This window comes from Symbiopectobacterium purcellii (assembly GCF_019797845.1).
In the GTDB taxonomy this organism is placed as follows: domain Bacteria; phylum Pseudomonadota; class Gammaproteobacteria; order Enterobacterales; family Enterobacteriaceae; genus Symbiopectobacterium; species Symbiopectobacterium purcellii.
Window position 1 is genome coordinate 4,728,800 of the sequence record NZ_CP081864.1, and the last position, 26,233, is coordinate 4,755,032.

A 26,233-nucleotide genomic window follows, 5' to 3' on the forward strand; every position below is an offset into this window, starting at 1 on the left:
AGGGGAGCATTTTGTTAAGCAAAGCACAATAATTGCACGACCATCATAAAAATGTAACATTTTAGCGGTGGCTCACATTGAAACCCTGCGCCATTTCGGTACCATACGCGCGATTTAGCACAAAATAATTATCGCTTTTAAGCGTATTGGAGAACGTTATGCTGAGTATCTTTAAACCCGCCCAGCACCAGCCCAGAGTGAGCGACGATCGGGTCGACCCGCTATACCGTCGTCTGCGCTGGCAGATTTTTTTTGGGATCTTTTTCGGTTATGCCGCTTACTATCTGGTAAGAAAAAACTTCGCACTCGCCATGCCGTACCTGATTGAACAGGGGTTCTCTCGCGGCGACCTTGGCTTTGCGTTGTCAGGGATTTCTATCGCCTATGGTTTTTCCAAATTTATCATGGGCTCCATCTCCGACCGTTCCAACCCGCGCGTATTCTTACCCGCTGGGTTGATTCTGGCCGCGGCAGTGATGCTGTTTATGGGCTTTGTGCCTTGGGCAACGTCAAGCATCGCCATCATGTTTGTGCTGCTGTTCCTGTGCGGCTGGTTCCAGGGCATGGGGTGGCCGCCGTGCGGACGTACCATGGTGCACTGGTGGTCGCAGAAAGAGCGCGGCGGTATTGTTTCTGTCTGGAACTGCGCCCACAACGTGGGGGGCGGCATCCCGCCGTTACTGTTCCTGCTGGGGATGGCCTGGTTCCATGACTGGAGAGCGGCACTCTACATGCCGGCATTCGGTGCGATCCTGATTGCGGTGTTTGCCTTCGTGATGATGCGCGATACCCCGCAATCCTGCGGCCTGCTGCCGATTGAAGAATACAAAAATGACTATCCTGCGGATTACACCGAAACCTCAGAAAAGGAGCTGACGGCAAAAGAGATCTTCATGCAGTACGTGTTCCCGAACAAACTGCTATGGTATATCGCGATCGCTAACGTGTTCGTCTACCTGCTGCGTTACGGTATTCTCGACTGGTCACCGACCTACCTGAAAGAAGTGAAGCACTTCGCGTTGGACAAATCCTCTTGGGCTTACTTCCTGTACGAATATGCAGGGATCCCCGGCACGCTGATTTGCGGTTGGATGTCTGACAAGGTGTTCAAGGGCAACCGTGGTGCCACTGGGGTGTTCTTTATGACACTGGTCACCATCGCCACCGTGGTTTACTGGCTGAACCCTGCCGGCAACCCTGGCATCGATATGGCCTGTATGATCGTGATCGGCTTCCTGATTTACGGCCCAGTCATGCTGATCGGTCTGCATGCGTTGGAATTGGCACCGAAAAAAGCGGCGGGCACGGCAGCAGGCTTTACCGGCCTGTTCGGTTACCTCGGCGGGTCCGTTGCGGCCAGCGCCATTGTTGGCTACACCGTTGATTTCTTCGGCTGGGACGGCGGCTTTATGGTGATGATCGGCGGCAGCGTCATCGCAGTGCTGCTGCTGTTTATTGTCATGGTTAATGAGAAGAAACATAAGGCAGAAATGGAAAAACGCGCCTAATCGCGAGATTCCTCTGTCTGCTGGCGGCCTTGGCCGCCAGCAACACCGTCACTCCGCAGAGAGAAACAAACGACGCAGCACCTGCGCTACCGCATCCTCTGCGTTGCTGCCAATAACCTCCAACTGCGGCAGTAAATCTTTCAGGCGCTGATGCGCATTGCGCATAATGCATCCTTTACCGGCCATCGACAGCATTTCAAAATCGTTCATGCCATCGCCAAACGCAATGCACGATGTCAGAGTATGGCCCATCAGCTTGGCGACTTGCTCCAACGCATGGCCTTTTGATACGCCGCCCGCCATCACTTCCAGGCAGCTCAGCGTGGAAAAGCTCACGTTAACCCGATCGCCCCAGCGCGCATTGATTGCCTCTTCCAACGGCAGCAGCTTCTCGTGACTGTCACAGGTGAAGAACACTTTGCTCACACCGTCGGTGCCGAGCAGACCCGGTTCGAACAGTTTGTATTTGAATACCGACTCCTGAAAAAAGCGTTCCTCTTCCGGGCGGGAGCGGCTCATAAACCATTCATCGTCGCGGTAGACGTGCGTCAGCATCTCCGGGTTGTGGTACACCATACCGTAGAGATCGTGTGCGATGTCCTGATCCAGATTGTGGCTGAAAATCAACGCTCCCTGGGTGTTGTGCACGCGCGCGCCGTTAGAGGTGATCATAAAGGCGCTGATGCCCAGTCCGTCACGAATCTGCGCCACATCCAGATGATGCCGCCCGGTGGCAAACACAAAGTGGATGCCCTGTGCAGTCAGCAGTTTCAGGGTCTCTTTGGCTAACGGAGACAGCGTGTGGTCTGGCGACAGCAGCGTGCCATCTAAATCGGAAGCAACGACGTGATACATAACAGAGAACTCTCACCTTTAAGGGGAATGGCGCGGCGTCGGCCGCAACATTTACGGATATTGTGCAAAATGATTGAGAATATGGGTAAACACCTGCGCCCGAATCCCATCTTCTTCGAATAACAGTTCATGGCGAGCCCCCGCTATCACTACCGGAGTACCGCCAGCACAGGGGTGTCCCGCTTCAGCCAACGCCTGACAAAACGCATCCTGACTGTGATTATCCACCACGATATCTTCCTGCGCCTGAAGCAGCAGCAAGGGGGTGGTAATGTGCGCCGCCAAGGCCATCAGTTCGCGCCCGGCGGCCATCGATTCCCGCATCCAATGATAGGTCGGGCCACCAACGCGCAGGCCAGGTTCATCAGCATAGGCGCGCACGCTGCGGCGGTAACGCTCGCGGCTGTGCGTTAACACGTTGATCAAATAAGGCAGCGGACGCCATTGACCGGTGCCGATAGCATAATAATCGCGAATGCGCGGATGCAGCTCCGCCCAGGCAACAATGCGTGAGGCCAGCCAGCCCGGCATCGGCAATTTAATGCCACACATGGGTGCACATAGAACCGCGGCATCGAATGCATCCGGCCGACGTGCCAAAAAATGCCCCAGGATCGCACCGCCCATTGAGTGGGCAAGCGCAAAACAGCGCTTGTAACGCTCAGGTTCGGCCGTTTTCACCGCATCCACATGGTGCAACCAGAATTGTTCGACATCGTCGACGTAATCGCCAAAGCGTACCACATGGCCACGATTGCCGTCTTCAAGCATCCGCCCGGAGCGCCCTTGGCCGCGATGATCCATGATCAGCACATCATAACCCGCCTGGAACAAATAGTAGGCGACTTCACCATACTTTACATAGCTTTCAATGCGGCCAGGAAACACCACCACCAAACGCGAGTGCTGTGGCGCGGTAAAGCGCACAAAGCGGATCGGCACATCGTCAACGCCGGGAAATTCGCCCTCCTCACGCTGACGCCAGAAATCCAACAGCGTGCCGGTGACAAAAGCAGAAAACTGTTTTTCTCTTAACAAAAGACCGGAAATTTCGGGTGACATCGCGTTTCTCCTTGATGCACGGCACCGCGCTAAACACCTGCAATGCAGGTGTCCACAAGAGAGTTTTGTGATCGCTGGCACAACAATCAGCAATGGCGTATTGTGGCACATTCGGTCGTAATGTTTAACCACGTAACACATCGGCAAACAATACCGTCGTCAGCAATGCCATCGCAAACAACGCAACAACATGCAATCAGGAAGCAGCTATGACCCTCGACTGGTGGTTAACCTATCTTCTCACAACGCTTATTCTCAGCCTTTCTCCGGGGTCGGGGGCGATTAACACCATGAGTACCGCCATCAGTCACGGCTATCGCGGAGCGGCGGCATCCATCGCCGGGCTGCAAGTCGGGCTGGCTATCCATATCGTATTGGTGGGTATCGGTCTTGGCGCGCTGCTATCGCAATCGCTGCTGGCTTTTGACATTCTGAAATGGCTCGGTGCCGCTTATCTGATCTGGCTCGGCATCCAGCAATGGCGCGCCGCTGGTTCACTCGATCTGCATGCGCTGGCGGGTACCCTGCCACGCCGCCAACTGTTTCGTCGCGCCGTGCTGGTCAACCTCACCAACCCGAAAAGTATTGTTTTTCTGGCGGCGCTGTTCCCACAGTTTATCGTGCCGCACCAACCGCAGGTCGCTCAGTATCTGATTTTAGGCGTGACCACCGTGGCGGTCGATATCGTGGTGATGATCGGTTATGCCACGCTCGCCACTCGTATTGCGGTATGGCTGAAAGGACCGCGCCAAATCCGCCTGCTCAACCGGCTGTTTGGCTCGTTGTTTATGCTGGTCGGCGCGCTACTGGCAACGGCGCGTAAGGTATAATCCGTCACTCGCCGCCAACCGGCGGCGAGGAAAAAACAGCGGACGTGCTACACCACGGGCTTAACGCGAAATAATCAGATGCAGCCCAAAACCGGTAAACAGCACCCCAGCCAGACCGTCGATCCACTTAGCCAAACGCTGATAGCCGCGACGCATCGCAGGCAAAGCAAACACCATTGCCACCAGGCTAAACCACAGCAGCGTTTCCAGTGAGATTAACGTAAACAGCCCCCAGCGCTCGCTGGTGCCTACGCTGTCGCCGACAAACAGAGAGAATACGCTGCCGAAATAGATCAGCGCTTTCGGGTTGGCCAGATTGGTCAGCAGACCGCGCATAAAGGTTTTCCCTTTCGAAGGCAGTTCTACCGTTTCAACCGTTTGCGCCTCCCCTTTGCGGCGCGCTGCACGCAACATGTGCCATACCATCCAGCACAGATACAATCCACCGCCGATGGTAATGGCATCATGCAACCACGCCATTTTTTGCAGTAACAGGTGCAAACCCATCAACGCAATGGCCGCCCACACCATGACACCCAGAGAAACCCCCAGCACGCCCATCATCGCTTCTTTGCGCGAGCGACTCGCCGCCGTCTGGGAAACAAAGAAGAAATCCGGCCCCGGGCTCATCAATGCCACGAAATGCACCATCGCCACGGTCAAAAACAACATCATGATATTTTCCTTTTTTACCACAGAGTCTAGAAATTCAAGTCCAATCAGCGCACATCCTCGCCATCGTCCAGATGCTCACGGATCAGCGACATAAATGGCGTACCAAACCGCTCCAGTTTACGCTGCCCGACGCCGTTAATCGTCAGTAATTCGCTTGCTGTCACCGGCAAGCGATCGGCCATTTCCAGCAGCGTGGCATCACTGAACACCACATAAGGCGGGATATCGCCCTCATCAGCAATGGCTTTGCGTAATTTGCGCAGTTTGGCAAACAGCTTGCGATCGTAAAGCCCAGTATACGATTTTTGGTTCGCTTTCGGTTTCAGGTTAACCACGCGCGGCACCGCCAACTGTAACGGTATCTCACCGCGCAGCACCGGACGGGCCGATTCGGTAAGCTGTACCGCTGAGTGCAATGCAATATTTTGCGTGAGGAACCCCAGGTGAATCAGTTGGCGCAGCACGCTGACCCAATGCTCATGCGATTGCTCACGGCCAATGCCGTATACTGGCAACTTGTCGTGACCCCATTCGCGAATACGCTGGTTATTGGCTCCGCGCAGCACCTCCACCACATAGCCCAGGCCGAAGCGCTGCCCCACTCGGTATACGCAGGAGAGCGCCTTTTGCGCATCCACCAGACCATCATAACGCTTAGGCGGATCGAGGCAGATGTCACAGTTACCGCAGGGGGCGTGTCGCCCTTCACCAAAATAGTTAAGCAGCACCAAGCGCCGGCAGGTTTGCGCCTCCGCGAACGCCCCCATCGCGTTCAACTTGTGCCGTTCAATTTCTTGCTGTGGGCCCGGCGGTTTTTCCTCAAGACAGCGGCGCAACCACGCCATGTCGGCAGGATCGTAAAACAGCGCGGCTTCCGCAGGCAGGCCATCACGCCCGGCGCGCCCGGTCTCTTGATAGTAGGATTCGATCGTGCGCGGGATATCAAAGTGCACCACAAAGCGCACGTTGGGTTTGTTGATGCCCATCCCAAAGGCGACAGTGGCTACCACCACCTGCAAATCGTCACGCAAGAACGCTTCCTGTACCTGCGCGCGCCGCTCGTTGTCCAAACCGGCATGATAGGCCGCCACGCTGAGACCACGGTTTTGCAGACGCGCGCTGATATCCTCGACCTTCGCCCGGCTGTTACAATAAATAATGCCGCTTTTACCCCGCTGCCCCTGCACAAACATCCACAGTTGATCGAGCGGTTTGAATTTTTCCACCAGCGTGTAGCGGATATTGGGCCGATCGAAGCTGCTCAGATGAATATGCGGTTCGCGCAGATCAAGCAGACGCACAATATCACTGCGCGTCGCGTCGTCGGCGGTGGCCGTTAAGGCAACCACTGGCAGCGTGGGGAAACGCTGTTTGATTTGCCCAAGGGCGCGGTATTCTGGGCGGAAATCATGCCCCCACTGGGAGATACAGTGCGCTTCGTCGATGGCAATCAGTGCCGGATTCCACTGGGCAAGCTGGTCAAAAAAGCTGTCCGTGGTTAAACGCTCCGGCGCGATATACAGCAGCTTGATGTCACCGCTGCGACAGCGGGTCATCACGTCCCACTGCTGCTCACGGGTCTGGGTCGAGTTCAGGCAGGCGGCCGTCACGCCGTAGGCAAGAAGCTGATCCACCTGGTCTTTCATCAAAGAGATCAGCGGAGACACCACCAGCGTCAGGCCATCCAACACCAATGCCGGAATCTGGTAGCACAGCGATTTCCCGCCCCCGGTCGGCATGATCACCAGACAATCCTGACCGTTAACCGCAGCCTGAATGACCGCATCCTGACCGGGACGGAATTGCTGATAACCGAACGTATCGCGTAGAACCTGAGCCGCTAACGCTTCCTTATTTAACACTTCCGCCGTAGACACGCGTTCCCCGATCCTCTTTGCATCACATCAGCCCGTGGCCGATAAAATCAAACAGGCGCTATTTTCAGCGCCTGTGATAAAAACTGCAATCTTTTGACCACGAGAATTATTTTTTCTGAAAACGCGCCTCAAAAGATATCGTTCAACATCACACCGACACCGTAACGCGTCTGCCGGTGGTTATAGTCGATCATTGACTCGCCGTAGCCGCTAAACACCTTGGTATAGAAGCGAACATGCTTGGTTATCGGGTAGCTCCACCCCAACTCTGCGTTGCCGTAACCGCTGTTCCAGTTGTAATGACCCGCGACACTGAAAATGCTGTCGCCCCACACGTAGCCGACACGAACCCGATAATACCCCAGGTATTTGGTGATATCCGGGTTGTCATCCTTGCGGTCGGGGATCAGGAACCAAGGTTTGAGGTCGGCCTTCCAGTTGCCGTTTTGCGCCATCAGGCGCATATAGGCGCGATCCCAACTGCGTGAGGTTGGATCTGCCTTGCCGTTGGATTGGTGATTCAGCCCCACTTCCACATCACGCAATGTCCATCCGCCCAGGCTGTAATCGGTCGCCCAGCCAAGAAATATCTGCGGTTCATAGTTGGTTTCACGAAACGGTGAGGATTCATCGGCATTCGACATCTGCCACCAGGATTGCTGAGTATAAGACACGCCCAACAGCTAATTCTCGCCCATGATACCGCGCCAGATGGGGAAGGCCAGACTCAACTGGAAATTCACTTCATCCTTGCGCGCTTCCTTAGCCCAGTCGTAACTGCTGATCGCCTGCTTGTTGATGTTGGTGGTATAGGTATAAAGCAGATAGTTGCTTTCGTAAGGATAAAGGATAAAAGGGTTATCGTGGTCTTGCAGCAAATTGGCAATAATGCTGCCACGCACTGCGGGTCTGTCGTGTACAACCTGAACCTTTGCTTCTTCTGCCTGAACTTGTGCCGCCAACAAGAGCGCCACTACGCCCGCAATTTTGCGCATACGGTATCTCCAACCAACATGAAAGTAAGGAAAAATGTATACCCTAAATAATTCGAGTTACGGAAAGGCGGCAATCGAATGAATCCCGATGAGCTTACTCAGGTAAGTGATTCGGGTGGATGAGTGCAGCCAACGCATCAGCAACGTGAAGTATGACGGATATAGACACGCTCGTTATTATTCTAGCTTCATAATCTGTAATTGAATCATCCACTTCCTACTTATTCATGCTTTTCTGAAAAGAAACAGAAACACCTCATAAAAAAAACAAAAATTTAACGTTAAACTATCCTTATTCTCTGTTCCGAACGTTACTGAGGGCCGATCGCTATGTCACTACCGCGGGTACAACAGGATGACACACTTCCCCCTGATGCCATGCTGCCGCAAGGGAGCGTGCGCCAGCGCGTCAGCGACATTTTCATCTATCAGATGCCCTTCAACCGGGAACTGGGGCTTGAGCTGCGTGAGTTTGAGGCCGACCATGCCATTCTGGTGTTTGATCGTCAGGAGCGATTGGTGGGTAATGCGCTGCAAAAAATTCTCCACGGCGGTGTGATCGCCGCCGGGCTGGATGTGGCCGCCGGACTGGTCTGCGTCGGCAGCGCGCTGTTACGGCACAATAGCATCAGCGCTCAGGAATTTCACCAGCGGCTGGCGCGCATGGGCACCATCGATCTGCGCGTGGACTATCTGCGCCCGGGCCGCGGCGAGCACTTTACGCTGACCAGCACGCTGCTGCGTGGCGGCAATAAAATTGCCGTGGCGCGCGCCGAGTTGCACAATGAGGCACAGGTACATATCGCCACCGCTACAGCCACTTATATTGTCGGATAACGGCGAATTATTCGCAGGATCACGATATATAAAAACGAGAAATCCGAATTTACCCCAACGAAGCACCAAAACGGGAGGAGAAGATGAAAGTCACTGCGGTTTCGCGTACAGTACTCCCTCTTCAGTCCGTTGAGTAAGCCTTCCACATGAATGAACAGCAATCACGCCAGGGTGTGTTATTCGCCCTTGGTGCCTATTTCATTTGGGGTATTGCCCCCGTCTACTTCAAGCTGATTGGCGCGGTGCCTGCCACAGAAATTCTTACACACCGGATTATCTGGTCGTTTCTCTTTATGCTGGTGTTGGTGAGTGTCAGTCGCAAATGGCGTCAGGTACAGCACGTCATGGGATCACCCAAAACGCTGTTGTTGCTGGCGCTGACCGCCGTGCTGGTGGGGGGTAACTGGCTGCTCTACATTTGGGCGGTAAACCACAATCACATTCTGGAAGCCAGCCTGGGCTATTTTATTAACCCATTGGTTAACGTGATGCTGGGAATGATTTTTCTCGGCGAGCGTTTCCGCCGCCTGCAATGGTGTGCGGTACTGTTGGCTTTCAGCGGCGTGTTGATTCAGCTCTGGCAGTTTGGCTCGGTGCCAGTGATTGCTTTGGCGCTGGCCTTTAGCTTCGCTGTCTATGGCCTGTTGCGCAAAAAACTCGGCGTAGACGGCCAGACCGGTATGCTGATTGAAACCCTGTGGCTGCTGCCTGCGGCAATTATCTATCTGTTTTTTATCGCTGATACCCCGAGCAGCCACCTTGGTAATAACAGTACGACGCTCAATCTGCTGCTGGTCAGCGCAGGCATCGTGACCACCGTGCCGCTGCTGTTTTTCACCGCTGCCGCCGTAAGAATGCGCCTGTCTACACTCGGATTCTTCCAGTACCTCGGCCCAACGCTGATGTTTATCATCGCGGTTACGCTCTATGGCGAACCGCTCGGCAGCGACAAAATGGTGGCATTTGGCTTTATCTGGGCGGCGCTGGCGCTGTTTATCATCGATGCCCTCATCGCCCAGCGGAAATTACGTCGCGTTCAGCGCCGTGTGGCGTGAGATGTAGCGTGACAACACCGGACTAAACAGCAGCGTCGAAAACAGCCTCAGGGTTTGCATCGCAATCACAAAGGCCATGTCAACGTTGCTACCCGCTGCTATAACCGCAATGGAGTCCAGTCCGCCGGGGCTGGTCGCCAGATAGGCGGTAAGGATATCCACCGGTAGCAACAGCGTTACCCCGTAAGCCATCCCTCCGCACAGCACCATCAGGCCGACGATAGAGGCCATCATCTGTGGCAAGGTGCGAATCGCCAGCAGGAAAATCGGGCGGGTAAAACTTAAGCCCACACTCCAACCGATGAACGCATAGGCCAATGCCAGTATCCATTCCGGCGTTTGCAGCGTCAGCGTCCCCGTCGAGTGCAGCGCGGCGCCGAGGATCATCGGCCCCAGCAGTGCACCGGACGGCAGGCGCAGCCAGCGCCCGAACAGCATGCCGCAGCATGCCACACCGAGTGTGGCAAAAAAACGCCAGTCGAGAGCAGGAAACCAGATCAGCGCGGCGGTGTTATGCGCGGCCGTTTCGCCAAGGCTCAAGCGCGCCACAAAGGCGGCGGCAGCTGTCACCATCAGCACGCGCAGGTATTGCATAAACGCCACCAGACGTACGTCGGCACCAAATTCGCTCGACATGGCGACCATGGCCGAGGCTCCGCCGGGTGAGGCGCCCCAGGCTCCGGTGGTGCCGGGCAAGGCGCTGAATTTGACCAGTAACCAACCAGAAAAACCGCTGGCGGCAAGGGTCGCTACCAGAATGCCCAGCACTAACGGCCATTCCTGTAACAGCGGACTTAAAATAGAGAGGGAAAGGCTTTGCGCTACCAGACAGCCAAGGATGGCATTAGCGGCCCAAAAATAGGCAGGAGGCATACGGATCGTCGCCCCTTTCAGCCCCATGACGACACCCACCATCATCGGCCCTAGCAGAAACGCGGCCGGAACATGGAACCACTGCAATACCAACCCCAGCAGCAGAGAAGCAACCAGCAGCACTCCCCACTGCGCCAAGGGCGAAACCCTTCCCATAGCGACAACCTGATATGACAATACCTGTAGAGGTTTCATTCTAAACAGAAGGGGGACTATTGAATATGGAAATGATCGCATACCCGTCATACTTCGAGCGGCCTGTGCGTTGGCTGCACTCGTTATTCGGCCCATCCCTGGGCCTCACCTCTTACGAGGTCACCGCACGCGGCGTTAAAATCTGCTCCCGGCAGATTTTTCACCCGAATCGCTTACCTGAGTCAGCTTATCGGGATTCATGAATCTCATTCCTGAGATTCACCCTTCGGGCCAGCGCAAGCGCCAGGGTTACAGCCAGTTTTTGCGCTTGAAGTAGAGGTACGGTGCCAATCCCGCCAGGATCATCAGCACGATAGCCCCCGGATAACCAAACGACCAGTGCAGTTCCGGCATAAACTCAAAGTTCATCCCATAGCTGGATGCCACCAACGTCGGCGGCAGGAACACCACGGATACCACCGAGAAGATCTTGATAATGCGGCTCTGCTCGATATTGATAAAGCCCATCGCCGCCTGCATCAGGAAGTTGACCTTCTGAAACAGAGATTCATTGTGCGGCAACAGGGATTCGATATCGCGCAGGATCTCGCGTGCCTGTTCCAGTTGCCCGCCTGGCAGGCGCGCGCGACGTACCAGGAAATTCAACGCACGCTGGGTATCCATCAAACACAGGCGCACCTTCCAACCCACGTCTTCCAATTCTGCCAGCGTCGAGAGTGCTTCGTCGTACTCTTCACCCTGACGCCCTTCCATGATCACGCGGCTGAGTGATTCCAAATCGCTGTAGATGTTTTCGATTTCATCGGCCAGCTGTTCAATCTTGGTTTCAAACAGATCGAGCAACAGTTCGTAGGCGTTACCGTCCACCAACGTCTGGTTGCGCGCACGCATCCGGTACAGACGAAAGGCCGGTAACTCGCGCTCACGCAGCGTATACAAACGCCCGTCGCGAATGGTGAATGCCACAGTGGAGTTTCCAGCGTGGTCGTCCGCGTCTTCGAAGAAGAAAAAGGAGTGGATATGCAGGCCGTCTTCGTCTTCGAAGAAACGAGCCGATGCTTCGATATCTTCCAGTTCAGGGCGCGTTGCCAGGCTCTGCCCCAACCGGTTTTGCACCAGTTCACGCTCTTCATCTTCAGGCTCGACCAAATCCACCCACACAGAGGCGGCGATATCATCGGTGTCGTCCAGTTCCAGACGGGATAAACGGCAGTTATCCAGTTTAAATGCGCTCAGCATAGGCCATGTGCTCCTAGTGCGATAACAGAGAAAGACGGACGCGATGAAGCACAGAAACGGTGATGACAGGGCACCAACAGGTTTCGAACCGACGGTGCTGACTCAATATGATGACGGAGGGATACAACATCACCGATAACCACCAGGGCTACCGATATAACAGCGGAGAGCCTTAGAAATGGTTAGTAATCAATTGATTAATGAGCCAGTATCGACTGGGTGTGTCCAAGGCGGGGCCCTCCGGGAATAATGATGGGCGCATCTTACGCCGAGATGAAAAAGCCTGTCAACTTTTAAACTGTGACAGTTAAAAGATGCACGAATTGTTCAATTCTGCGTCGAACGATAAGCTCATGCGGCGAAGATGACTTTCCCACGCCGCCTTAATGCCGTTTAGCGTTCATCGTCGAGCAGGTAAGCAATCGCCCGTACCGGAAAGCCCGGCGTACCGGCGAAATTGGGAAAGCTGACCTGAAGATACGCCCCAACCGCAGGCACCTGATCAAGATTGTTCATCACCTCGACCTGCCAGGCATCGCGATCGAGCACATAGAATTCGCCAATCAGCCCATTGTTGCGACGAAAATCGACGGCGGCATCGGTATCCAGCGTTTCATGGCCGACGGCAGCAATCTGGCGCTGTTCAAACAAAAAGCGCAATGCCTCGATGGACCAGCCCGGCGTGTGGCTATTGCCTTGCGTATCGTTGTTGGCAAAGGCCTGCGCATCCGGCCAGCGCGTGCTCCAACCGCTGGCGAACGCCACAAAGCAACCCGATGGGATCTGACCGTATTGTTGCTCGAAATCCACAATGTCCTGCACGCCGAGACGGTAGTCCGCATCCTGAGCCACTGCCTCCTGCTTGTGGATCACGCGCAGCGGCAACAGCAACTCCTTGTTGGCAAGCCCCTCCAGACAGCGTTTGCCCAGAGAAAAATGCGCAGGGGCATCAATGTGCGTCCCCGTCTGGGTCACAAAGGTGAGCTGCTGGGCAAAAAAACCATCCTGCTCAACCGTATACAGCGTGTTGCGCTGCACACCGGGAAACGCGCTGAAGATCGGGATCGATTCCGTTACGCTGTGCGTCAGGTCTACCCATTTCTTGCCACGCAGGGCCGTGATTATCTCGTCTAACGTCATCCCGGTTGCTCTCCTTTTCCATGAATGCGACAGTGTTGATGCCTGTGTTATACCGTCTCCAACCGCGCATAGGCGGCGACCAGCCACTTGATACCCTGTCCCTGAAAAGCAACCTGCAAACGGCAATGCTCACCGCTGCCTTCCAGATTGATGATGGTCCCTTCACCAAATTTCTCGTGGCGCACCCGCTGGCCCAAGGCATAGCCGCTATCACTTTGGCTCACCGGTGTCCCCAAGCGTTGGTGGTTGACCGGGCGAGACACGCTGGCACGCAGTCGCACTTCCTCCACGCACTCAACAGGCAGTTCACCAACAAAACGCGATGGGCGATGATAGGTTTCTTTGCCGTACAACCGCCGGCTTTCGGCATAGGTCAGGGTGAGTTTCTGCATGGCGCGCGTTACGCCGACATAGGCCAGACGGCGCTCTTCTTCAAGACGTCCACCCTCATCCAGCGACATTTGGCTCGGGAACATGCCCTCTTCCATGCCAACGATAAACACCTGAGGAAACTCCAGCCCTTTAGCGGAGTGCAGCGTCATCAGTTGTACCGCATCCTGATAAGCATCGGCCTGTCCTTCACCCGCTTCCAGCGCCGCGTGAGAGAGAAATGCCTGCAACGGCATCAGGTCCATATCCTCTTCCTGATAGCTGAACTGGCGCGTCGCCGTCACCAGTTCCTCCAGGTTTTCAACCCGCGCTTGCCCTTTCTCGCCGTTTTCCTGCTCGTACATCTGCCACAAGCCGGAATCTTTGATAGCGCGATCGGTTTGCACGTGCAGCGGCAGATCGGCCGTTTCATAAGCCAGTGCTTCCACCAACTCGATGAAGCGCTGCAACGCAGAAGCAGCACGCCCTGCCAGCGCTTTTTCCTGCAACAGCACGCGGCTGGATTGCCACAGCGTCACCTGCCGATCGCGCGCGGTCTGACGTACCACGTCCAAGGTGCGATCGCCGATACCGCGCGTTGGGGTATTCACCACGCGCTCGAACGCCGCATCATCATTGCGGTTGGCAATCAGGCGCAAATAGGCAAGCGCGTCTTTGATTTCCTGACGCTCGAAGAAGCGCATGCCGCCATAAATCCGGTACGGCATGCTCTGTTGCAGCAAGGCCTCTTCCAGCACGCGCGATTGGGCGTTGCTGCGATACAGGATGGCGTTTTCCTTGAGTGCACCGCCATTTTCCTGCCACACCTTGATGCGATTAACCACAAAACGGGCTTCATCCAATTCGTTAAACGCGCAGTACAGGGAGATGGGGTCCCCCTGCGCATCATCCGTCCACAGGTTTTTACCCAACCGCCCGCCGTTATGCGCAATCAGCGCATTGGCTGCGGTAAGAATAGTGCCGGTGGAGCGATAGTTCTGCTCCAGACGAATGGTTTCGGCTTTGGGGAAGTCATTTAAAAACAGCTGGATGTTTTCCACCTGCGCCCCGCGCCAGCCATAAATTGACTGATCGTCATCACCGACGATCATCACGCTAGCGCTGTCTCCCGCCAGCATGCGGATCCAGGCGTACTGAATACGGTTGGTATCCTGAAATTCGTCCACCAGAATATTGGTAAAGCGCTCGCGGTAGTGACTGAGAATATGGGGTTTGTTCAACCACAGTTCGTGGGCGCGCAGCAGCAGTTCGGCAAAATCGACCAGTCCGGCGCGATCGCACGCTTCCTGATAGGCCTGATACACCTTGAGCCAGGTCTGCTCAACGGGATTGCCATAGCTTTCGATATGCTGTGGGCGTAGCCCTTCGTCTTTCTTGCCGTTGATGTACCACATCGCCTGGCGCGCAGGCCACTGTTTCTCATCCAGATTCAGCGCCCGAATCAGGCGCTTGAGCAAACGCAGTTGATCTTCACTGTCCAAAATCTGAAAATCCTGCGGCAAACCGGCATCAAGATGGTGCGCTCGCAGCAGACGGTGCGCCAGACCATGGAAAGTACCGATCCACATGCCACCCTGGCTGGTGCCGATCAAATGCTCGATGCGGTGGCGCATCTCCGCCGCCGCCTTATTGGTGAACGTCACCGCCATGATGGAATAGGGCGAACACTGCTCAACGGACGTCAACCAGGCGATACGGTGCACCAGCACCCGCGTTTTGCCACTTCCGGCGCCCGCCAGTACCAGAAGATTTCCGCGCGGCGCGGCAACCACATCGCGCTGTTTATTGTTCAGGCCATCAAGAAGTTGAGAAACGTCCATCGGTACAGTTATCCGTTAACAGACAAGCAGTAACCCCAGGGGCACTTACTTCACTGGTGATTTATACAGCTAAATTAGCAGAATTATAGCAGCGTTGTGAGCAATGCCAACCGTGAAATTTCCACATGCGGCAATAACCGCGCATCGTCAATCTTCATCAGGTTGCCTTGATGCAGGTTAATCCAGCACGCTTGCAAGCCATTACGCACCGCACCGGCCACGTCGGTGGTCAAGTCGTCACCCACATGCAGAATCTGCTCCGGCGCTACGTCCAGCGCCTGCGCCGCCCGATGGTACATATCACCAAAGGGTTTGGCACGACCGTCCGGCCCCGCGCGCAGGATAAACCGAAAGTAGCGATCCAACCCGAAGCGGCTGGGATCGGCATTGCCATTGGTAATCGCCACCAGCGGCCAGCGCTCGGATAAGGCGTGCAACGTATCATGGGTTTCTTGCGTCGGGGTAATCTGGCTACGCCAGTGGGCAAAATTCGCCATCGCTTGCGCGGCTCCGCGGCTGGCCGTCACCGCATCAAGCCCCGCCTCACGCAGCAGTTGCTCTACCGCCCGCCGACGCCACTCCGTAACATCATGGTATATCTCGGGCTCTTGCTCACGCAGTGCTTCACGAATACGCTGTAAATCGCTTGACTGCACCGCGCCCAGCGCCGGGTGAAAGGCTTGCAGAAAGCGCACCGATTCCAGCTGTGTGCGTTGAATCACTTCACGTTTATCGTACAGCGTATCGTCTAAATCAAACGTCATGGCGGCTATCGGTGCCAGTGGACGGTAAAAATGCATCATGTCTTCCCTCGTTTGGCACGCGGATGTGCGGCATCGTACACCGTCGCCAAATGCTGAAAATCCAAATGGGTATAAATTTGCGTGGTAGAAAGATTGGCATGCCCCAGCAGCTCCTGCACCGCGCGCAGGTCACCACTCGATTCCAACATATGGGTGGCAAAAGAGTGACGTAGCTTATGCGGATGGACGTGGCTGTTCAGCCCCTGCTTGATCCCCCATTCGGCAAAACGCTTTTGCACGTTGCGCATCGAAATACGTTTGCCCTGCCGGGTAATGAAGATGGCATCATCTTCCGGGCCAAACAGCTCACGCCGTTCCAGCCACTCGCGCAGCCAGTGCACGGCGGTGCGTCCCAGCGGCAGCTTGCGCTCTTTGCTGCCCTTACCCACGACCCACACTTCGCCGCCGTCCAAATCGACGTGACGACACTCCATGCCGACCAATTCTGCCAAACGCAAACCGGCACCGTACATCACTTCCAGCATGGCACGATCGCGCACCGCAAGCGGATCGTTAAGATCGATCTCCAGCAGGCGATTTACTTCATCCACATCCATGTTTTTCGGCAAATGCCGACCCGCTTTGGGCGCAGAAATGCCGCGAGCCGGGTTGGCGGTTAACGCCCCTTGCGCGACCTGCCAATCAAGAAAACTGCGTAGTGCCGAAAGACGCAGCGCCAGACTTGCCGCTTGCAACCCGCCGCGTTTGCTGCGAGCGGCCACCGAGCGCACGCCCGCGGCATCCAGTGAACGCCATTCGGTGATGCCCATTTCATCCAGCATGGCGGCAATGGCGCCCAGTTGGCGGCAGTAATTTTCCTGCGTCAGCGGGCTGAGTTGGCGTTCCGCTTTCAAATAACGTAAAAACGCGGCGACCGAGGTCAACAGTGGCGAAGGCAGCGCGGGGGCGCTCATACCCGTTCAACCCAGCGTGCCAGCATATCCGGCAGCAGGTTGGCCAAGTGTTGCAGCAGCACGGTGCCCATGCCGTCTTGATAGTGATGGCTGTCACGACTGCTGAAAATCACCACGCCCAGCGCGTCGTGTTTTCCCAGAAGCGACAGCGCCACAGAACCCACCTGCCGCGCCTGCGGCAGCAGTAACAGCAACTCGGGCCCGTTCAGGCTACCAAGATAGTGGTTACGGTCACGCAGACGTTGTATGCGCAACGGTTCAAACAACGAACGCGACAGCGCCAAATGCGTAAAACGCGAAGGCGCGCTGATGCGCCATTTGTCACTGAACAGGCGGATATCCGCGCCAACCAACTCTTGTTGGCGCGCCCAGTGCTGTAGGCGTTCAAGCAAGTCATGCAGGCCGGTAGCCGCAGACAAATCGGTCTGTAACGCCAGCAGACGACGGAACAACACTTCGTTGCCACGCGCCTGCTCCATCAGCAAGGTGATCTCTTCTTCCAACTGCGCGATGTGGTGCCGTTGACGCGCTAACTGCCACTCAACCAGCGAGACAGTTCCCCGCACCGGGTGCGGAATGTGCATTTGCTCAACCTGCCGCGCATTGCGGATAAAGAAATCAGGGTTCTGTTGCAGGAACTGCAAAATCAGTTCGTCACTCAGTGCGTTCTGGCGTTCTGCCTGTTCCTCGACCTGCTTCATAAATGAATAAGTCCATCATAGACATGGGTGGCAGGACCGGTCATATAAAGCGGATGCCCGACTCCTTTCCAATGGATATCCAGATCGCCCCCCGGTAACGAGACGCGAACCTCATCCGCCAATAGTCCTTGCTGAATGCCCACCGCCACGGCGGCACAGGCACCGCTGCCACAGGCCTGCGTTTCACCCGCGCCGCGCTCATATACCCGAAGGCGTATGTGGCTACGATCAACAATCTGCATAAACCCGACGTTGACGCGCTCAGGAAAACGCTCGTGGCTTTCCAGCACCGGGCCAAGGGTGTCCACATTGGCGGTATCAACATCGTCAACCTGAATCACACAGTGGGGGTTGCCCATTGAGACCACGCCGCACAGCACCGTATGATCGTTAGCGCGCAGGATATAGGTTTTCTCCGCTTTGGCGGCCCGAAACGGCACGCGCTGCGGTTCAAAATCCGGCTCGCCCATGTTCACCCGCACCAGCTCATCATCCGTGACGCTGAGCACCATGCGCCCGGTATGGGTACTCACCGCAATCTCGCGCTTGTTGGTCAGCCCTTTGATTCGCACGAAACGGGCGAAACAGCGCGCGCCGTTACCGCACTGGGCCACTTCACTGCCATCCGCATTGAAAATGCGGTAGTGAAAATCCAGCTCAGGATCGTAGGGTGGCTCAACCACCAGCAGTTGATCAAACCCCACCCCGCGATGGCGATCCGACAAACGGCGGATCAACTCCGGCGAGAAATAGACATTTTGTGTAACGGCATCGACAACCATAAAATCATTGCCCAAACCGTGCATTTTAGCGAACTGCATTATACTGACTCCGCTCATGTAACCGGGCGCGGTAATTACTATCGTGACCTGTTATCCGTGATTAAAAGGCAACTGTGCCGGTTACGGACGCATCGACGGCTTTTGATGCGTATTTTTCTGTGAGTCTGGAACGTTGGTCGGCTCACCGTTCGGCATATACAGCGGCCCTTTCAGCCCGCAACCCACCAATCCCAGCAGCGTCAGCGCCAGAGAAAATGAACGAAATACCTGCTTCATCTCATTAAGACCTGTCAATCATCTATGCATGCTCTCTATAATCGCAGGTGGATCATGAAAAGCAATAGGAATCGAAAATGAACGACAGTGAGTTTCATCAATTAGCGGATGCGTTAATGTTGACGATCGAAGAAGCGTTGGACGACTTCGACGGTGATGCCGATATCGATTACGAAACCAACGGCGGCGTGATGACACTGAGTTTCGAAAATGGCAGCAAGATTGTCATCAACCGTCAGGAACCGCTGCATCAGGTATGGTTGGCGACCAAAGCGGGTGGCTACCACTTTACCTATCAGCCAGACAAGGGTCAGCACCAACAGTGGATCTGCGATCGCAGCGGCGAAGCCTTTTTTGCGCTGCTGTCACAGGCATGCAGTGCACAGGCCGGAGAGGCCGTCTCTTTCGGTTAACGCGGGAAAACGCTCTGTTGTCACCAGTGACAACCAGAGCGTTACAGCATGTGCAGCCGCTGTTTGATCGCGGGCGAGGCGCTTTCTTTGCCCGGCGATATGTTCAAATGAGATAGCGTCGTGCTACGAAAAGGGATCACCTGCGCCCGGCCATCCAACTGCACAATCTGGTAGAACTGCGGCAGGTTGAAATTGATAAAGCTGGAGCCGTAGGTAAAGCGGTCATGGGACGAGGAGTAAAAACGGCTCACGTCACGCACCAACTCTTCCTTGCTGCCTTCACAGTGGTGATAAACCTCAACGCGGTTCGACTCATCCAGAATAAAGATATTAAACCCTTGCTCTTCCGACAGATCCTCAAAGAAGAACTGAATAATCCCTTCACTCGCCACGCCGTCGATGACCGCTGGCAGATGGATATGGTTGGTCTCCACCTGCGTGGGCAACCCTTGCAGTTTGTTGTTGGAAATCGCGCCATAGAACTCCACCGCATTTTCCAGCTTCTGCACCGATACGCTCAGGCGTTCGAAGAACAGGCCCCAGGTCTGCCCTGCCACTTTTACCGCTTTGAAGCGGCCCGGCTCTTGTCGGGTGCTGGACAGGCGCAGCTCAATGCACTCGGACACCAACTGCTGCACGCGCGTGCGGATCAAACCGCGCAAGTGCTGGCTGTAGCAGAATACTTCCAGCGATTCCGGCAGCGCCGCATCCTGATGCATTTTACCCAAAATGGTTTTCAGCGCTTCCAGCACTGACTGTTCGCCGTTGAAATGAAGGGTTCGTACTTCATTCCACGAGTTGCGGTACAGCAGGTCAATGCTGCCCACCAGACACTGCTGCTGCTCGCCAAAACTGAACACGTCCAGGTGGCGGAAATCAAAATGCACCACCTGATTGCGGAATGCCGCCGTTGGATCGTGCTCCAGATTGACGATAATCGCCAGATGCCGAATTTCGCACGGGCTGTACAGCGCCTTCGGCGTGGGTGCCGGTAAACGCAGCGGGAAATGGCAAGAGACGTCATCCACCAACTCGCGCAGGCGGGCAATATCGATCTGCTCGCTGCCTTTGATGTACAAACGCGTGTTCGGCGTCAGCAGTCCGTTGAAGTAGGCCCACGCCACCAGCTTGTTCAGGTAGCGGTTATATTCCAGCGGCTGATGGCTGATGATGGCATCCATAGACGGTGCCTGATTGTACAGATACCAGCCAGAGCGGTTGGCGCGGCCCGCTGGAACGTAGATAAAGGTCAGATCCGCTTCGGACAGGTCCGGCGAAATCTGTGGATTGAGCAGCGTCACTTTACCCGGCAGCGCTTCAAAGGCGGCATACAGCTTACGCGTCAGTACGCCGATATCCTGCGGGCTGGCGCTCACGCTCAGGTTGTTGCGTCGCGCAAAGCGGATCAGGTTACGATAGGTTTGCATCATCGCATCGAGCAATTCATTGTGCGCTTCACGCACGCGCTCGATTTTCCAGTTGGCGCGATTATCCAGCATAGCAAGGTGTTCGCTGCTCCAGCCCCACTCTTGCACCAGTTGACTTAGGATCTGGCGCCGCCAGCCAACGCAGGCTTTATCGCGCGACAGTTTTTCGCAGACTTTGAGATAAAAACAACGCCGCGCCAGATCGAGGCGCGTCGGGTCTTCAATTTGCGTGAGGTAATCGGTTACCCGATCCAGCATCATACAATAAGGGTCGAGCCCAAACGCGACGATCTCGCCTTTGTGCAGCCGGGCTTTGATATCCATCGACAGCAAGCGCGTGTCAGGGTATTGCCAGGAGTAGGCTTCGAGCAGCAGGGTTTTCAATACCGCTTTGTACGGGGAATCGATACTTTTATACAGTTGCCACAGACTGGCACCGAAATACTCTTCCGCCGAGAGCGAACTCAATCCGCCCAGATCCAGCCACTCGTTGGGCGCAAGCGCGCCCTGCGCGTAAAGCGACAGAACGTATTCGTCGTAATGCTCTTCTTCTTCAACCGGCACCATATGCCACAGCAGGCGTTTACCGGCCATGCGCACAGCGGTGCGATAAAATTCGTCCAACAACAGAATATGCTGCGTCGAACCGCAATCTTCGCCGCCCAGGCTGCCACTTTCATTGTGGCGAAAACGGTTCTCGTCAATCAGGAAGAAGCTGACATCCACCCCTTGTGCCGCCGCCCATTGCTCCAGCAGGGTACATTTCTGCTGTAAACGCTGGTGCTCTTCGTGGTCTAGCCAGGATTGGTGGCACACCCAGATATCCAGATCGGAAGAGCAGCTCTGGCCGATGGACGAGGTGCTGCCCATAGAGTAAACGCCGGTGATCGGCAGTTCACCCTGCGAATTGATGGCGGGGATCTCCCCCCAGCGCAGTTCGATGCTGTCGATGTAGCGCTGTTGGTTTTCATCAGGCGTAAAAGTACACACACCGTGCGGAACCTTACCTTCAAGGTAGCCCGGCATGAGCGGATGATGGTGGTGCAATAATACGGGCAGAAGGCGATAAACCTGCTGAAAAGCGGGTTTCATTGCTTCCAGAGCGCGGTCAACTCGCAGTTGGTTGATCGCGTCCAGTCTCTGCTTCAAAGTCTCGATGTAGAAGTACAAGACGGTCCGCCTGATTATCCCAGTGCCTAGAAAAAACCCCGTGTTCCAAACTCATCAGCAATAGAATTAGAGGAGTGACTGATAAGATAGTGCTGGAAACGTGATCAATTTAACACCTTGCTCATTGAGCGTAAAGAAACTAAAGAAAGTTAGCCACGATTAGCTTACTTTCTCTTATTGCCCCTTGCTCTCTGGCATGATTACGCCGCGATCCTCCCACCTCATGGTGAAAACACGCACCTTCCCGTCGCTATCCAGCACCTTCAGCGCCAGAACGCTGACACTTGAGCGTCTCAGTGATACGATGGCGCGAAATGATAAAAACGGTAATAAGCATGGTAGACAACACCCTTAGAATTGCCACCCGACAAAGCCCACTTGCTCTGTGGCAAGTGCGTTATGTGCAACAACAGTTGCAGCATTACTTCCCCACGTTGCAGGTTGAACTGGTTCCCATGGTGACGCGCGGCGACATCATTCTGGACACGCCGCTGGCGAAAGTGGGTGGTAAAGGACTGTTTGTTAAAGAACTGGAACGCGCTTTGCTGGAAGGCCGTGCGGATATCGCCGTGCATTCGATGAAAGATGTGCCGGTATCGTTCCCCGACGGCCTGGGCCTGTATACCATTTGTGAGCGTGACGATCCGCGCGATGCCTTTGTGTCGAACCAGTATGCCAGTGTGGCCGATCTCCCGTTCGAAAGCTGCGTCGGCACCTCCAGCCTGCGCCGCCAGTGCCAATTGCGCGCTCGCCGACCCGATCTGATTATCCGTGATTTGCGCGGTAACGTTGGAACGCGTCTGAGCAAGTTGGACAACGGCGACTATGACGCCATTATTTTAGCCGTCGCCGGGCTGTCACGTCTGAACCTGTCAGAACGCATTCGCACGCCGCTCACTCCGGAAGAGTCGCTGCCCGCCGTTGGTCAGGGCGCGATTGGTATCGAATGTCGGGAAAATGACGTCCGCGTGCGCGCACTGCTGGCACCGCTCAACCATGAACAGACCGCCTGCCGCGTTCTTGCTGAACGCGCCATGAATCTTCGCCTCGACGGTGGCTGCCAAGTCCCGATCGGCAGCTATGCAGAACTCAATGCGGGACAACTCTGGCTAAGAGCCTTGGTTGGTGCACCGGATGGCAGCAAGATGATTCGCGGTGAGCGCATCGGCCCCGCCAGCGAGGCGGAACGCATGGGCATCGATCTGGCTGAAGAGCTGTTAGCCAACGGCGCAAACGCTATTCTGCACGCCGTTTATCAGGGCGCAGGCTCATCATGACCATTCTGGTGACCCGCCCGTCACCCGCGGGAGAGGCCCTGGTGGAACGGCTGCGTAAGCTCGGCCACGCGGCTTGCCACAGCCCGCTTATCGATTTTTCCCCTGGCAGTGAATTGCCTTCCCTGCCAGTACGGCTGGCGGCGCTGCGCGAAGGCGATATGCTGTTCGCGCTGTCGCAGCACGCCGTGCGCTATGCCGCCGCCGCACTCACACAAGCGGGTTTATCCTGGCCCGTCATCCCGCGCTATTACGCCATCGGACGCACCACCGCCCTGGCGCTGCATCAGGCGACCTCTCGCGCCGTTGCCTATCCTCCTGAGCGGGAAACCAGCGAAATGCTGCTGCAACTGCCAGAATTACAAAATATTAGTGGCAAAAACGCGCTATTATTACGGGGGAATGGCGGCAGAGAGCTGCTGGCAACAACGCTCGCAGAGCGCGGCGCACAGGTCAGTTATTGTGAATGTTATCAGCGCAGTCCAGTCTATTATGATGGGCCGGAACAGAGCCGACATTGGCAACAACTCGGTATCGATCGTCTGGTGATCACCAGCGGCGATATGCTGCATCAGCTGTATGCGCTGGTGCCACATTATTATCGCGAATCCTGGCTGCTCCACTGCCAGGTTATCGTTGTTAGCGAACGGTTGGCGCTAGAGGCGCGCCAGCTTGGCTGGCGTGACGTGCTTATCGCGGACAATGCCGATAACGACGCGCTTGTGCGTCTGCTATCGTGACTGCACGGCCAACCGTACAACAAACCAGACCATGGGATGACCCATTATGACGGAACACCATACCCCTTCAACCCCATCGGAAACGGTGACAGAACGCCCTGATGCCACGTTTTCGTCCTCTGACACCGCGTCAGCGGATGAACCGCGCCAGAACCGTGCGGGACATGGCCGCGTGCTGGGTGGCGTTGCTATTGCTATTGCGCTGCTGTTAAGCGGGGGCGTGTACTACCTCGGACAGCAGCAGGAGAAACAAAACGCCGCGTCCATGGCGCAAATGAAGGGCGAGTTGGCGGCGCTACAGCAACAGTACCAGCAGGATAAAACGGCGTGGCAGGCTGCACTGGCACAACAAAAACAGTGGCAGGACAGCACCGCACACCAGTTGAACGGGGTCACGCGTGAATCCAGCGAACTCAGCCAGAAACTGGCCGCGCTGTCCAATCACGACACCAGCACCTGGCTACTGGCGCAGGCGGATTTTCTGGTCAAACTGGCCGGTCGCAAGCTGTGGAGTGATAAAGATGTGCTGACCGCGGGCGCGTTGCTGAAAAGCGCCGATGGCAGTCTGGCTGACATGAACGACCCGAGTCTGCTCGAGCTGCGCCGCGCCATTGCCAATGATATCAGCGCGCTGGCGTCCGTCGGTCAGGTGGATTTCGACGGCATTATTTTGCGGGTGAATCAGTTAACCGATCAGGTCGACAATCTGCGTCTGGCCGATAACACTCAGGACGATGACGCGCCAATGGATGAAACCGATGGCGAGCTTTCAGCCACACTCAGCGAATGGCGACAGAATCTGAGTAAAAGCTGGCACAACTTCATGTCCGATTTTATTACCATTCGCCGGCGGGACAGCAATGCCGAACCTCTGCTGGCGCCGAATCAGGATTTCTACCTGCGTGAAAACATCCGAGCGCGCCTGCTGACCGCCGCACAGGCCGTGCCGCGTCATCAGAACGAGACCTTCAAACAGTCGCTGGAAGCGGTATCCACCTGGGTGCGGGCCTATTTTGATACCAGCGATCCCGGCACTAAAGCCTTTTTGGAGCAGGTTGACAGCTTAAGTCAGCAGCCCGTCTCTCTGGACGTTCCTACTACGCTGCAAAGCCAGCCGCTGCTGGAAAAGCTGATGCAAACGCGAGTGCGTAATCTGCTGGCGCAATCGCCTGCGCAGCAACAGGAGGGCTGATCATGCTGAAAGTGCTGTTCTTGTTCCTGATCCTTATTGCTGGCGTAGTGCTTGGCCCAATGCTCGCAGGGCGTCAGGGCTATGTACTGGTGCAAACCGACACCTACAATATCGAAACCAGCGTTACCGGGTTAGTTATCATGCTGGTACTGCTGTTGGTCGTGCTGTTTGCGCTGGAGTGGCTGTTGCGTCGCGTATTTCGTACTGGCGCGCGCACCCGCGGCTGGTTCCTGGGTCGTAAACGCACCCGTGCCAGAAAACAGACCAAAGCAGCTCTGCTTAAGCTGGCCGAAGGCGATTATCTTCAGGTTGAAAAACTCCTGACGCGTAACGCGGATCACGCAGAGCAACCGGTGGTGAACTATCTGCTGGCCGCCGAAGCCGCACAGCAGCGCGGTGATGAATTTCGCACCCGGCAGTATCTGGAGCGAGCGGCTGAAATGGCTGACACCGATCAGTTACCGGTAGACATCACCCGCGTGCGCATCCAACTGGCACGCAATGAGGATCACGCCGCACGCCACGGCGTCGATCGTTTGCTGGCATACGCACCGCGCCATCCTGAAGTATTACGGTTAGCGGAGCTGGCGTTCCAGCGCACCCACGCTTACAGTGCGCTGTTAGATATTCTGCCCGCCATGCGCAAAACCCAGATTCGTACCGAGGAAGAGTTGGAGGCATTGCGCCAATCCGCCCTGCTCGGTCTGATGGAACAAGCGATGGAAGAAGGCGGCAGTGACGGCCTGAAGCAGTGGTGGAAGGAACAAAGTCGCAAAGTGCGACAAGATTTGCCCTTGCAAGTAGCGATGGTGGAGCACCTTATCGCCTGTGACGATCACCACACCGCCCAGCAGATCGTAATCGACGGATTGAAACGGCACTACGATGAACGTCTGGTACTGCTAATGCCGCGTCTGGCCGCAGGCGAACCGGCTTCATTGGAAAAACTCCTGCGCCAGTTGCTAAAACAGCACGATAACAGCGCATTGCTGCACAGTACCTTGGGACAGTTAATGCTGAAACAAGGAGAGTGGCAGCAGGCCTGCGATGCGTTTGCGGCAGCGTTGGCGCTGCGCCCGGATGCCTTTGATTACGCGTGGCGCGCCGATGCCTTTGACCATCTGCGCCAACCGGAAGAAGCGGCACAGATGCGTCGCGAAGGGCTGTTACTCACACTACAAACCCCGTCTTAATCGCACTCCCCGCTGCCCCACATTCTGGGGCAGCGC

23 protein-coding genes and 1 pseudogene are annotated in these 26,233 nt (G+C 55.8%); 9 read left to right on the forward strand and 15 right to left on the reverse strand.

All coding sequences use genetic code 11. From position 1 onward, the window contains the following. Positions 1 to 158: 158 nt before the first annotated feature. Positions 159 to 1,508 carry a glycerol-3-phosphate transporter gene (gene glpT, locus K6K13_RS22010; protein WP_222158851.1) on the forward strand — a complete coding sequence of 450 codons (1,350 nt, stop codon included), beginning with the start codon at positions 159 to 161 and terminating at the stop codon, positions 1,506 to 1,508. Between the two features lie 48 nt (positions 1,509 to 1,556). On the opposite strand, the gene yigL is transcribed toward glpT, so the two are convergent. Together yigL and pldB are read right to left on the reverse strand one after the other, a co-directional pair. Then, positions 1,557 to 2,363 carry a sugar/pyridoxal phosphate phosphatase YigL gene (yigL, locus tag K6K13_RS22015; protein ID WP_222158852.1) on the reverse strand — a complete coding sequence of 269 codons (807 nt, stop codon included), beginning with the start codon at positions 2,361 to 2,363 and terminating at the stop codon, positions 1,557 to 1,559. A 51-nt stretch (positions 2,364 to 2,414) separates the two neighbouring features. Then, positions 2,415 to 3,425, reverse strand: coding sequence for a lysophospholipase L2 (gene pldB / locus K6K13_RS22020; protein WP_222158853.1), 1,011 nt, complete (start codon positions 3,423 to 3,425; stop codon positions 2,415 to 2,417). A 209-nt stretch (positions 3,426 to 3,634) separates the two neighbouring features. Here pldB and rhtB point away from each other — a divergent pair, with 209 nt between their 5' ends. After that, a complete protein-coding gene (rhtB, locus tag K6K13_RS22025) occupies positions 3,635 to 4,255 on the forward strand; it encodes a homoserine/homoserine lactone efflux protein (protein WP_222158854.1) in 621 nt (206 codons plus the stop codon). Positions 4,256 to 4,315: 60 nt separating this feature from the next. On the opposite strand, the gene rhtC is transcribed toward rhtB, so the two are convergent. The 3 genes and pseudogenes from rhtC to pldA all read right to left on the reverse strand — a co-directional run bounded on the left by rhtC (position 4,316) and on the right by pldA (position 7,802). Continuing rightward, positions 4,316 to 4,933, reverse strand: coding sequence for a threonine export protein RhtC (gene rhtC, locus K6K13_RS22030; protein ID WP_222161222.1), 618 nt, complete (start codon positions 4,931 to 4,933; stop codon positions 4,316 to 4,318). A gap of 41 nt (positions 4,934 to 4,974) precedes the next feature. Continuing rightward, positions 4,975 to 6,807 (reverse strand): ATP-dependent DNA helicase RecQ, encoded by a 1,833-nt coding sequence (gene recQ / locus K6K13_RS22035; protein WP_222158855.1) that lies wholly within the window; start codon positions 6,805 to 6,807, stop codon positions 4,975 to 4,977. 128 nt (positions 6,808 to 6,935) lie between these two features. Then, positions 6,936 to 7,802: pseudogene (gene pldA / locus K6K13_RS22040) on the reverse strand (phospholipase A). 330 nt (positions 7,803 to 8,132) lie between these two features. On the opposite strand from pldA, the gene K6K13_RS22045 reads away from it, so the two are divergent. Next, positions 8,133 to 8,639 carry a thioesterase family protein gene (locus tag K6K13_RS22045; RefSeq protein WP_434064589.1) on the forward strand — a complete coding sequence of 169 codons (507 nt, stop codon included), beginning with the start codon at positions 8,133 to 8,135 and terminating at the stop codon, positions 8,637 to 8,639. 146 nt (positions 8,640 to 8,785) lie between these two features. Next, complete coding sequence (gene rarD / locus K6K13_RS22050; RefSeq protein ID WP_222158856.1) at positions 8,786 to 9,694, forward strand: EamA family transporter RarD; 909 nt, start codon at positions 8,786 to 8,788, stop codon at positions 9,692 to 9,694. On the opposite strand, the gene K6K13_RS22055 is transcribed toward rarD, so the two are convergent. The 9 genes from K6K13_RS22055 to lptM form a co-directional block, all read right to left on the reverse strand. Further along, positions 9,665 to 10,723, reverse strand: coding sequence for an AbrB family transcriptional regulator (locus K6K13_RS22055; RefSeq protein WP_222158857.1), 1,059 nt, complete (start codon positions 10,721 to 10,723; stop codon positions 9,665 to 9,667). The two genes, rarD and K6K13_RS22055, sit on opposite strands and share 30 nt — an antisense overlap. A 288-nt stretch (positions 10,724 to 11,011) precedes the next feature. Further along, the gene (gene corA, locus K6K13_RS22060) at positions 11,012 to 11,962 is read right to left on the reverse strand and encodes a magnesium/cobalt transporter CorA (RefSeq protein ID WP_222158858.1); all 951 of its coding nucleotides are present in this window, start codon (positions 11,960 to 11,962) and stop codon (positions 11,012 to 11,014) included. A gap of 393 nt (positions 11,963 to 12,355) precedes the next feature. Continuing rightward, a complete protein-coding gene (locus K6K13_RS22065; protein WP_222158859.1) occupies positions 12,356 to 13,102 on the reverse strand; it encodes a cyclase family protein in 747 nt (248 codons plus the stop codon). Between the two features lie 47 nt (positions 13,103 to 13,149). Beyond that, positions 13,150 to 15,312 carry a DNA helicase II gene (uvrD, locus tag K6K13_RS22070; protein ID WP_222158860.1) on the reverse strand — a complete coding sequence of 721 codons (2,163 nt, stop codon included), beginning with the start codon at positions 15,310 to 15,312 and terminating at the stop codon, positions 13,150 to 13,152. Between the two features lie 83 nt (positions 15,313 to 15,395). Beyond that, positions 15,396 to 16,112: a 5-amino-6-(5-phospho-D-ribitylamino)uracil phosphatase YigB gene (yigB, locus tag K6K13_RS22075; RefSeq protein ID WP_222161224.1), complete on the reverse strand. Its 717-nt coding sequence runs from the start codon at positions 16,110 to 16,112 to the stop codon at positions 15,396 to 15,398. Further along, positions 16,112 to 17,029: a tyrosine recombinase XerC gene (gene xerC, locus K6K13_RS22080; RefSeq protein WP_222158861.1), complete on the reverse strand. Its 918-nt coding sequence runs from the start codon at positions 17,027 to 17,029 to the stop codon at positions 16,112 to 16,114. Before xerC ends, yigB begins: the two co-directional genes overlap by 1 nt. Then, the gene (locus tag K6K13_RS22085; protein ID WP_222158862.1) at positions 17,026 to 17,730 is read right to left on the reverse strand and encodes a DUF484 domain-containing protein; all 705 of its coding nucleotides are present in this window, start codon (positions 17,728 to 17,730) and stop codon (positions 17,026 to 17,028) included. Before K6K13_RS22085 ends, xerC begins: the two co-directional genes overlap by 4 nt. Beyond that, positions 17,727 to 18,551, reverse strand: coding sequence for a diaminopimelate epimerase (gene dapF, locus K6K13_RS22090; RefSeq protein WP_222158863.1), 825 nt, complete (start codon positions 18,549 to 18,551; stop codon positions 17,727 to 17,729). The genes K6K13_RS22085 and dapF overlap by 4 nt, the downstream gene beginning before the upstream one ends. Before the next feature lie 81 nt (positions 18,552 to 18,632). After that, positions 18,633 to 18,788 carry an LPS translocon maturation chaperone LptM gene (gene lptM, locus K6K13_RS22095; RefSeq protein WP_286206777.1) on the reverse strand — a complete coding sequence of 52 codons (156 nt, stop codon included), beginning with the start codon at positions 18,786 to 18,788 and terminating at the stop codon, positions 18,633 to 18,635. A gap of 77 nt (positions 18,789 to 18,865) precedes the next feature. Between lptM and cyaY the strand changes: the two genes are divergently transcribed. Beyond that, complete coding sequence (cyaY, locus tag K6K13_RS22100) at positions 18,866 to 19,201, forward strand: iron donor protein CyaY (RefSeq protein WP_222158865.1); 336 nt, start codon at positions 18,866 to 18,868, stop codon at positions 19,199 to 19,201. 41 nt (positions 19,202 to 19,242) lie between these two features. On the opposite strand, the gene K6K13_RS22105 is transcribed toward cyaY, so the two are convergent. Then, on the reverse strand, positions 19,243 to 21,798 hold the full coding sequence (locus tag K6K13_RS22105; RefSeq protein WP_222158866.1) for a class I adenylate cyclase: 2,556 nt from the start codon (positions 21,796 to 21,798) through the stop codon (positions 19,243 to 19,245). Between the two features lie 335 nt (positions 21,799 to 22,133). Here K6K13_RS22105 and hemC point away from each other — a divergent pair, with 335 nt between their 5' ends. Genes hemC through hemY form a run of 4 tightly spaced genes read left to right on the forward strand, consistent with a single transcriptional unit; the run spans position 22,134 to position 26,197 of the window. Further along, complete coding sequence (gene hemC, locus K6K13_RS22110; RefSeq protein WP_222158867.1) at positions 22,134 to 23,075, forward strand: hydroxymethylbilane synthase; 942 nt, start codon at positions 22,134 to 22,136, stop codon at positions 23,073 to 23,075. Continuing rightward, positions 23,072 to 23,812: a uroporphyrinogen-III synthase gene (hemD, locus tag K6K13_RS22115; protein ID WP_222158868.1), complete on the forward strand. Its 741-nt coding sequence runs from the start codon at positions 23,072 to 23,074 to the stop codon at positions 23,810 to 23,812. Before hemC ends, hemD begins: the two co-directional genes overlap by 4 nt. A gap of 46 nt (positions 23,813 to 23,858) precedes the next feature. After that, positions 23,859 to 25,004 carry a uroporphyrinogen-III C-methyltransferase gene (gene hemX / locus K6K13_RS22120; RefSeq protein WP_222158869.1) on the forward strand — a complete coding sequence of 382 codons (1,146 nt, stop codon included), beginning with the start codon at positions 23,859 to 23,861 and terminating at the stop codon, positions 25,002 to 25,004. A gap of 2 nt (positions 25,005 to 25,006) precedes the next feature. Next, positions 25,007 to 26,197, forward strand: coding sequence for a protoheme IX biogenesis protein HemY (hemY, locus tag K6K13_RS22125; protein WP_222158870.1), 1,191 nt, complete (start codon positions 25,007 to 25,009; stop codon positions 26,195 to 26,197). The last annotated feature ends 36 nt before the right edge of the window (positions 26,198 to 26,233 follow it).

Bases quoted from the DNA above. Each gene is read 5' to 3' on its own strand.
- glpT (WP_222158851.1), top strand. From the start codon at position 159: ATGCTGAGTATCTTTAAACCCGCCCAGCACCAGCCCAGAGTGAGCGAC.
- yigL (WP_222158852.1), bottom strand. From the start codon at position 2,363: ATGTATCACGTCGTTGCTTCCGATTTAGATGGCACGCTGCTGTCGCCA.
- pldB (WP_222158853.1), bottom strand. From the start codon at position 3,425: ATGTCACCCGAAATTTCCGGTCTTTTGTTAAGAGAAAAACAGTTTTCT.
- rhtB (WP_222158854.1), top strand. From the start codon at position 3,635: ATGACCCTCGACTGGTGGTTAACCTATCTTCTCACAACGCTTATTCTC.
- K6K13_RS22045 (WP_434064589.1), top strand. From the start codon at position 8,133: ATGTCACTACCGCGGGTACAACAGGATGACACACTTCCCCCTGATGCC.
- rarD (WP_222158856.1), top strand. From the start codon at position 8,786: ATGAATGAACAGCAATCACGCCAGGGTGTGTTATTCGCCCTTGGTGCC.
- K6K13_RS22055 (WP_222158857.1), bottom strand. From the start codon at position 10,723: ATGGGAAGGGTTTCGCCCTTGGCGCAGTGGGGAGTGCTGCTGGTTGCT.
- corA (WP_222158858.1), bottom strand. From the start codon at position 11,962: ATGCTGAGCGCATTTAAACTGGATAACTGCCGTTTATCCCGTCTGGAA.
- K6K13_RS22065 (WP_222158859.1), bottom strand. From the start codon at position 13,102: ATGACGTTAGACGAGATAATCACGGCCCTGCGTGGCAAGAAATGGGTA.
- uvrD (WP_222158860.1), bottom strand. From the start codon at position 15,312: ATGGACGTTTCTCAACTTCTTGATGGCCTGAACAATAAACAGCGCGAT.
- yigB (WP_222161224.1), bottom strand. From the start codon at position 16,112: ATGCATTTTTACCGTCCACTGGCACCGATAGCCGCCATGACGTTTGAT.
- xerC (WP_222158861.1), bottom strand. From the start codon at position 17,029: ATGAGCGCCCCCGCGCTGCCTTCGCCACTGTTGACCTCGGTCGCCGCG.
- K6K13_RS22085 (WP_222158862.1), bottom strand. From the start codon at position 17,730: ATGAAGCAGGTCGAGGAACAGGCAGAACGCCAGAACGCACTGAGTGAC.
- dapF (WP_222158863.1), bottom strand. From the start codon at position 18,551: ATGCAGTTCGCTAAAATGCACGGTTTGGGCAATGATTTTATGGTTGTC.
- lptM (WP_286206777.1), bottom strand. From the start codon at position 18,788: ATGAAGCAGGTATTTCGTTCATTTTCTCTGGCGCTGACGCTGCTGGGA.
- cyaY (WP_222158865.1), top strand. From the start codon at position 18,866: ATGAACGACAGTGAGTTTCATCAATTAGCGGATGCGTTAATGTTGACG.
- hemC (WP_222158867.1), top strand. From the start codon at position 22,134: ATGGTAGACAACACCCTTAGAATTGCCACCCGACAAAGCCCACTTGCT.
- hemD (WP_222158868.1), top strand. From the start codon at position 23,072: ATGACCATTCTGGTGACCCGCCCGTCACCCGCGGGAGAGGCCCTGGTG.
- hemX (WP_222158869.1), top strand. From the start codon at position 23,859: ATGACGGAACACCATACCCCTTCAACCCCATCGGAAACGGTGACAGAA.
- hemY (WP_222158870.1), top strand. From the start codon at position 25,007: ATGCTGAAAGTGCTGTTCTTGTTCCTGATCCTTATTGCTGGCGTAGTG.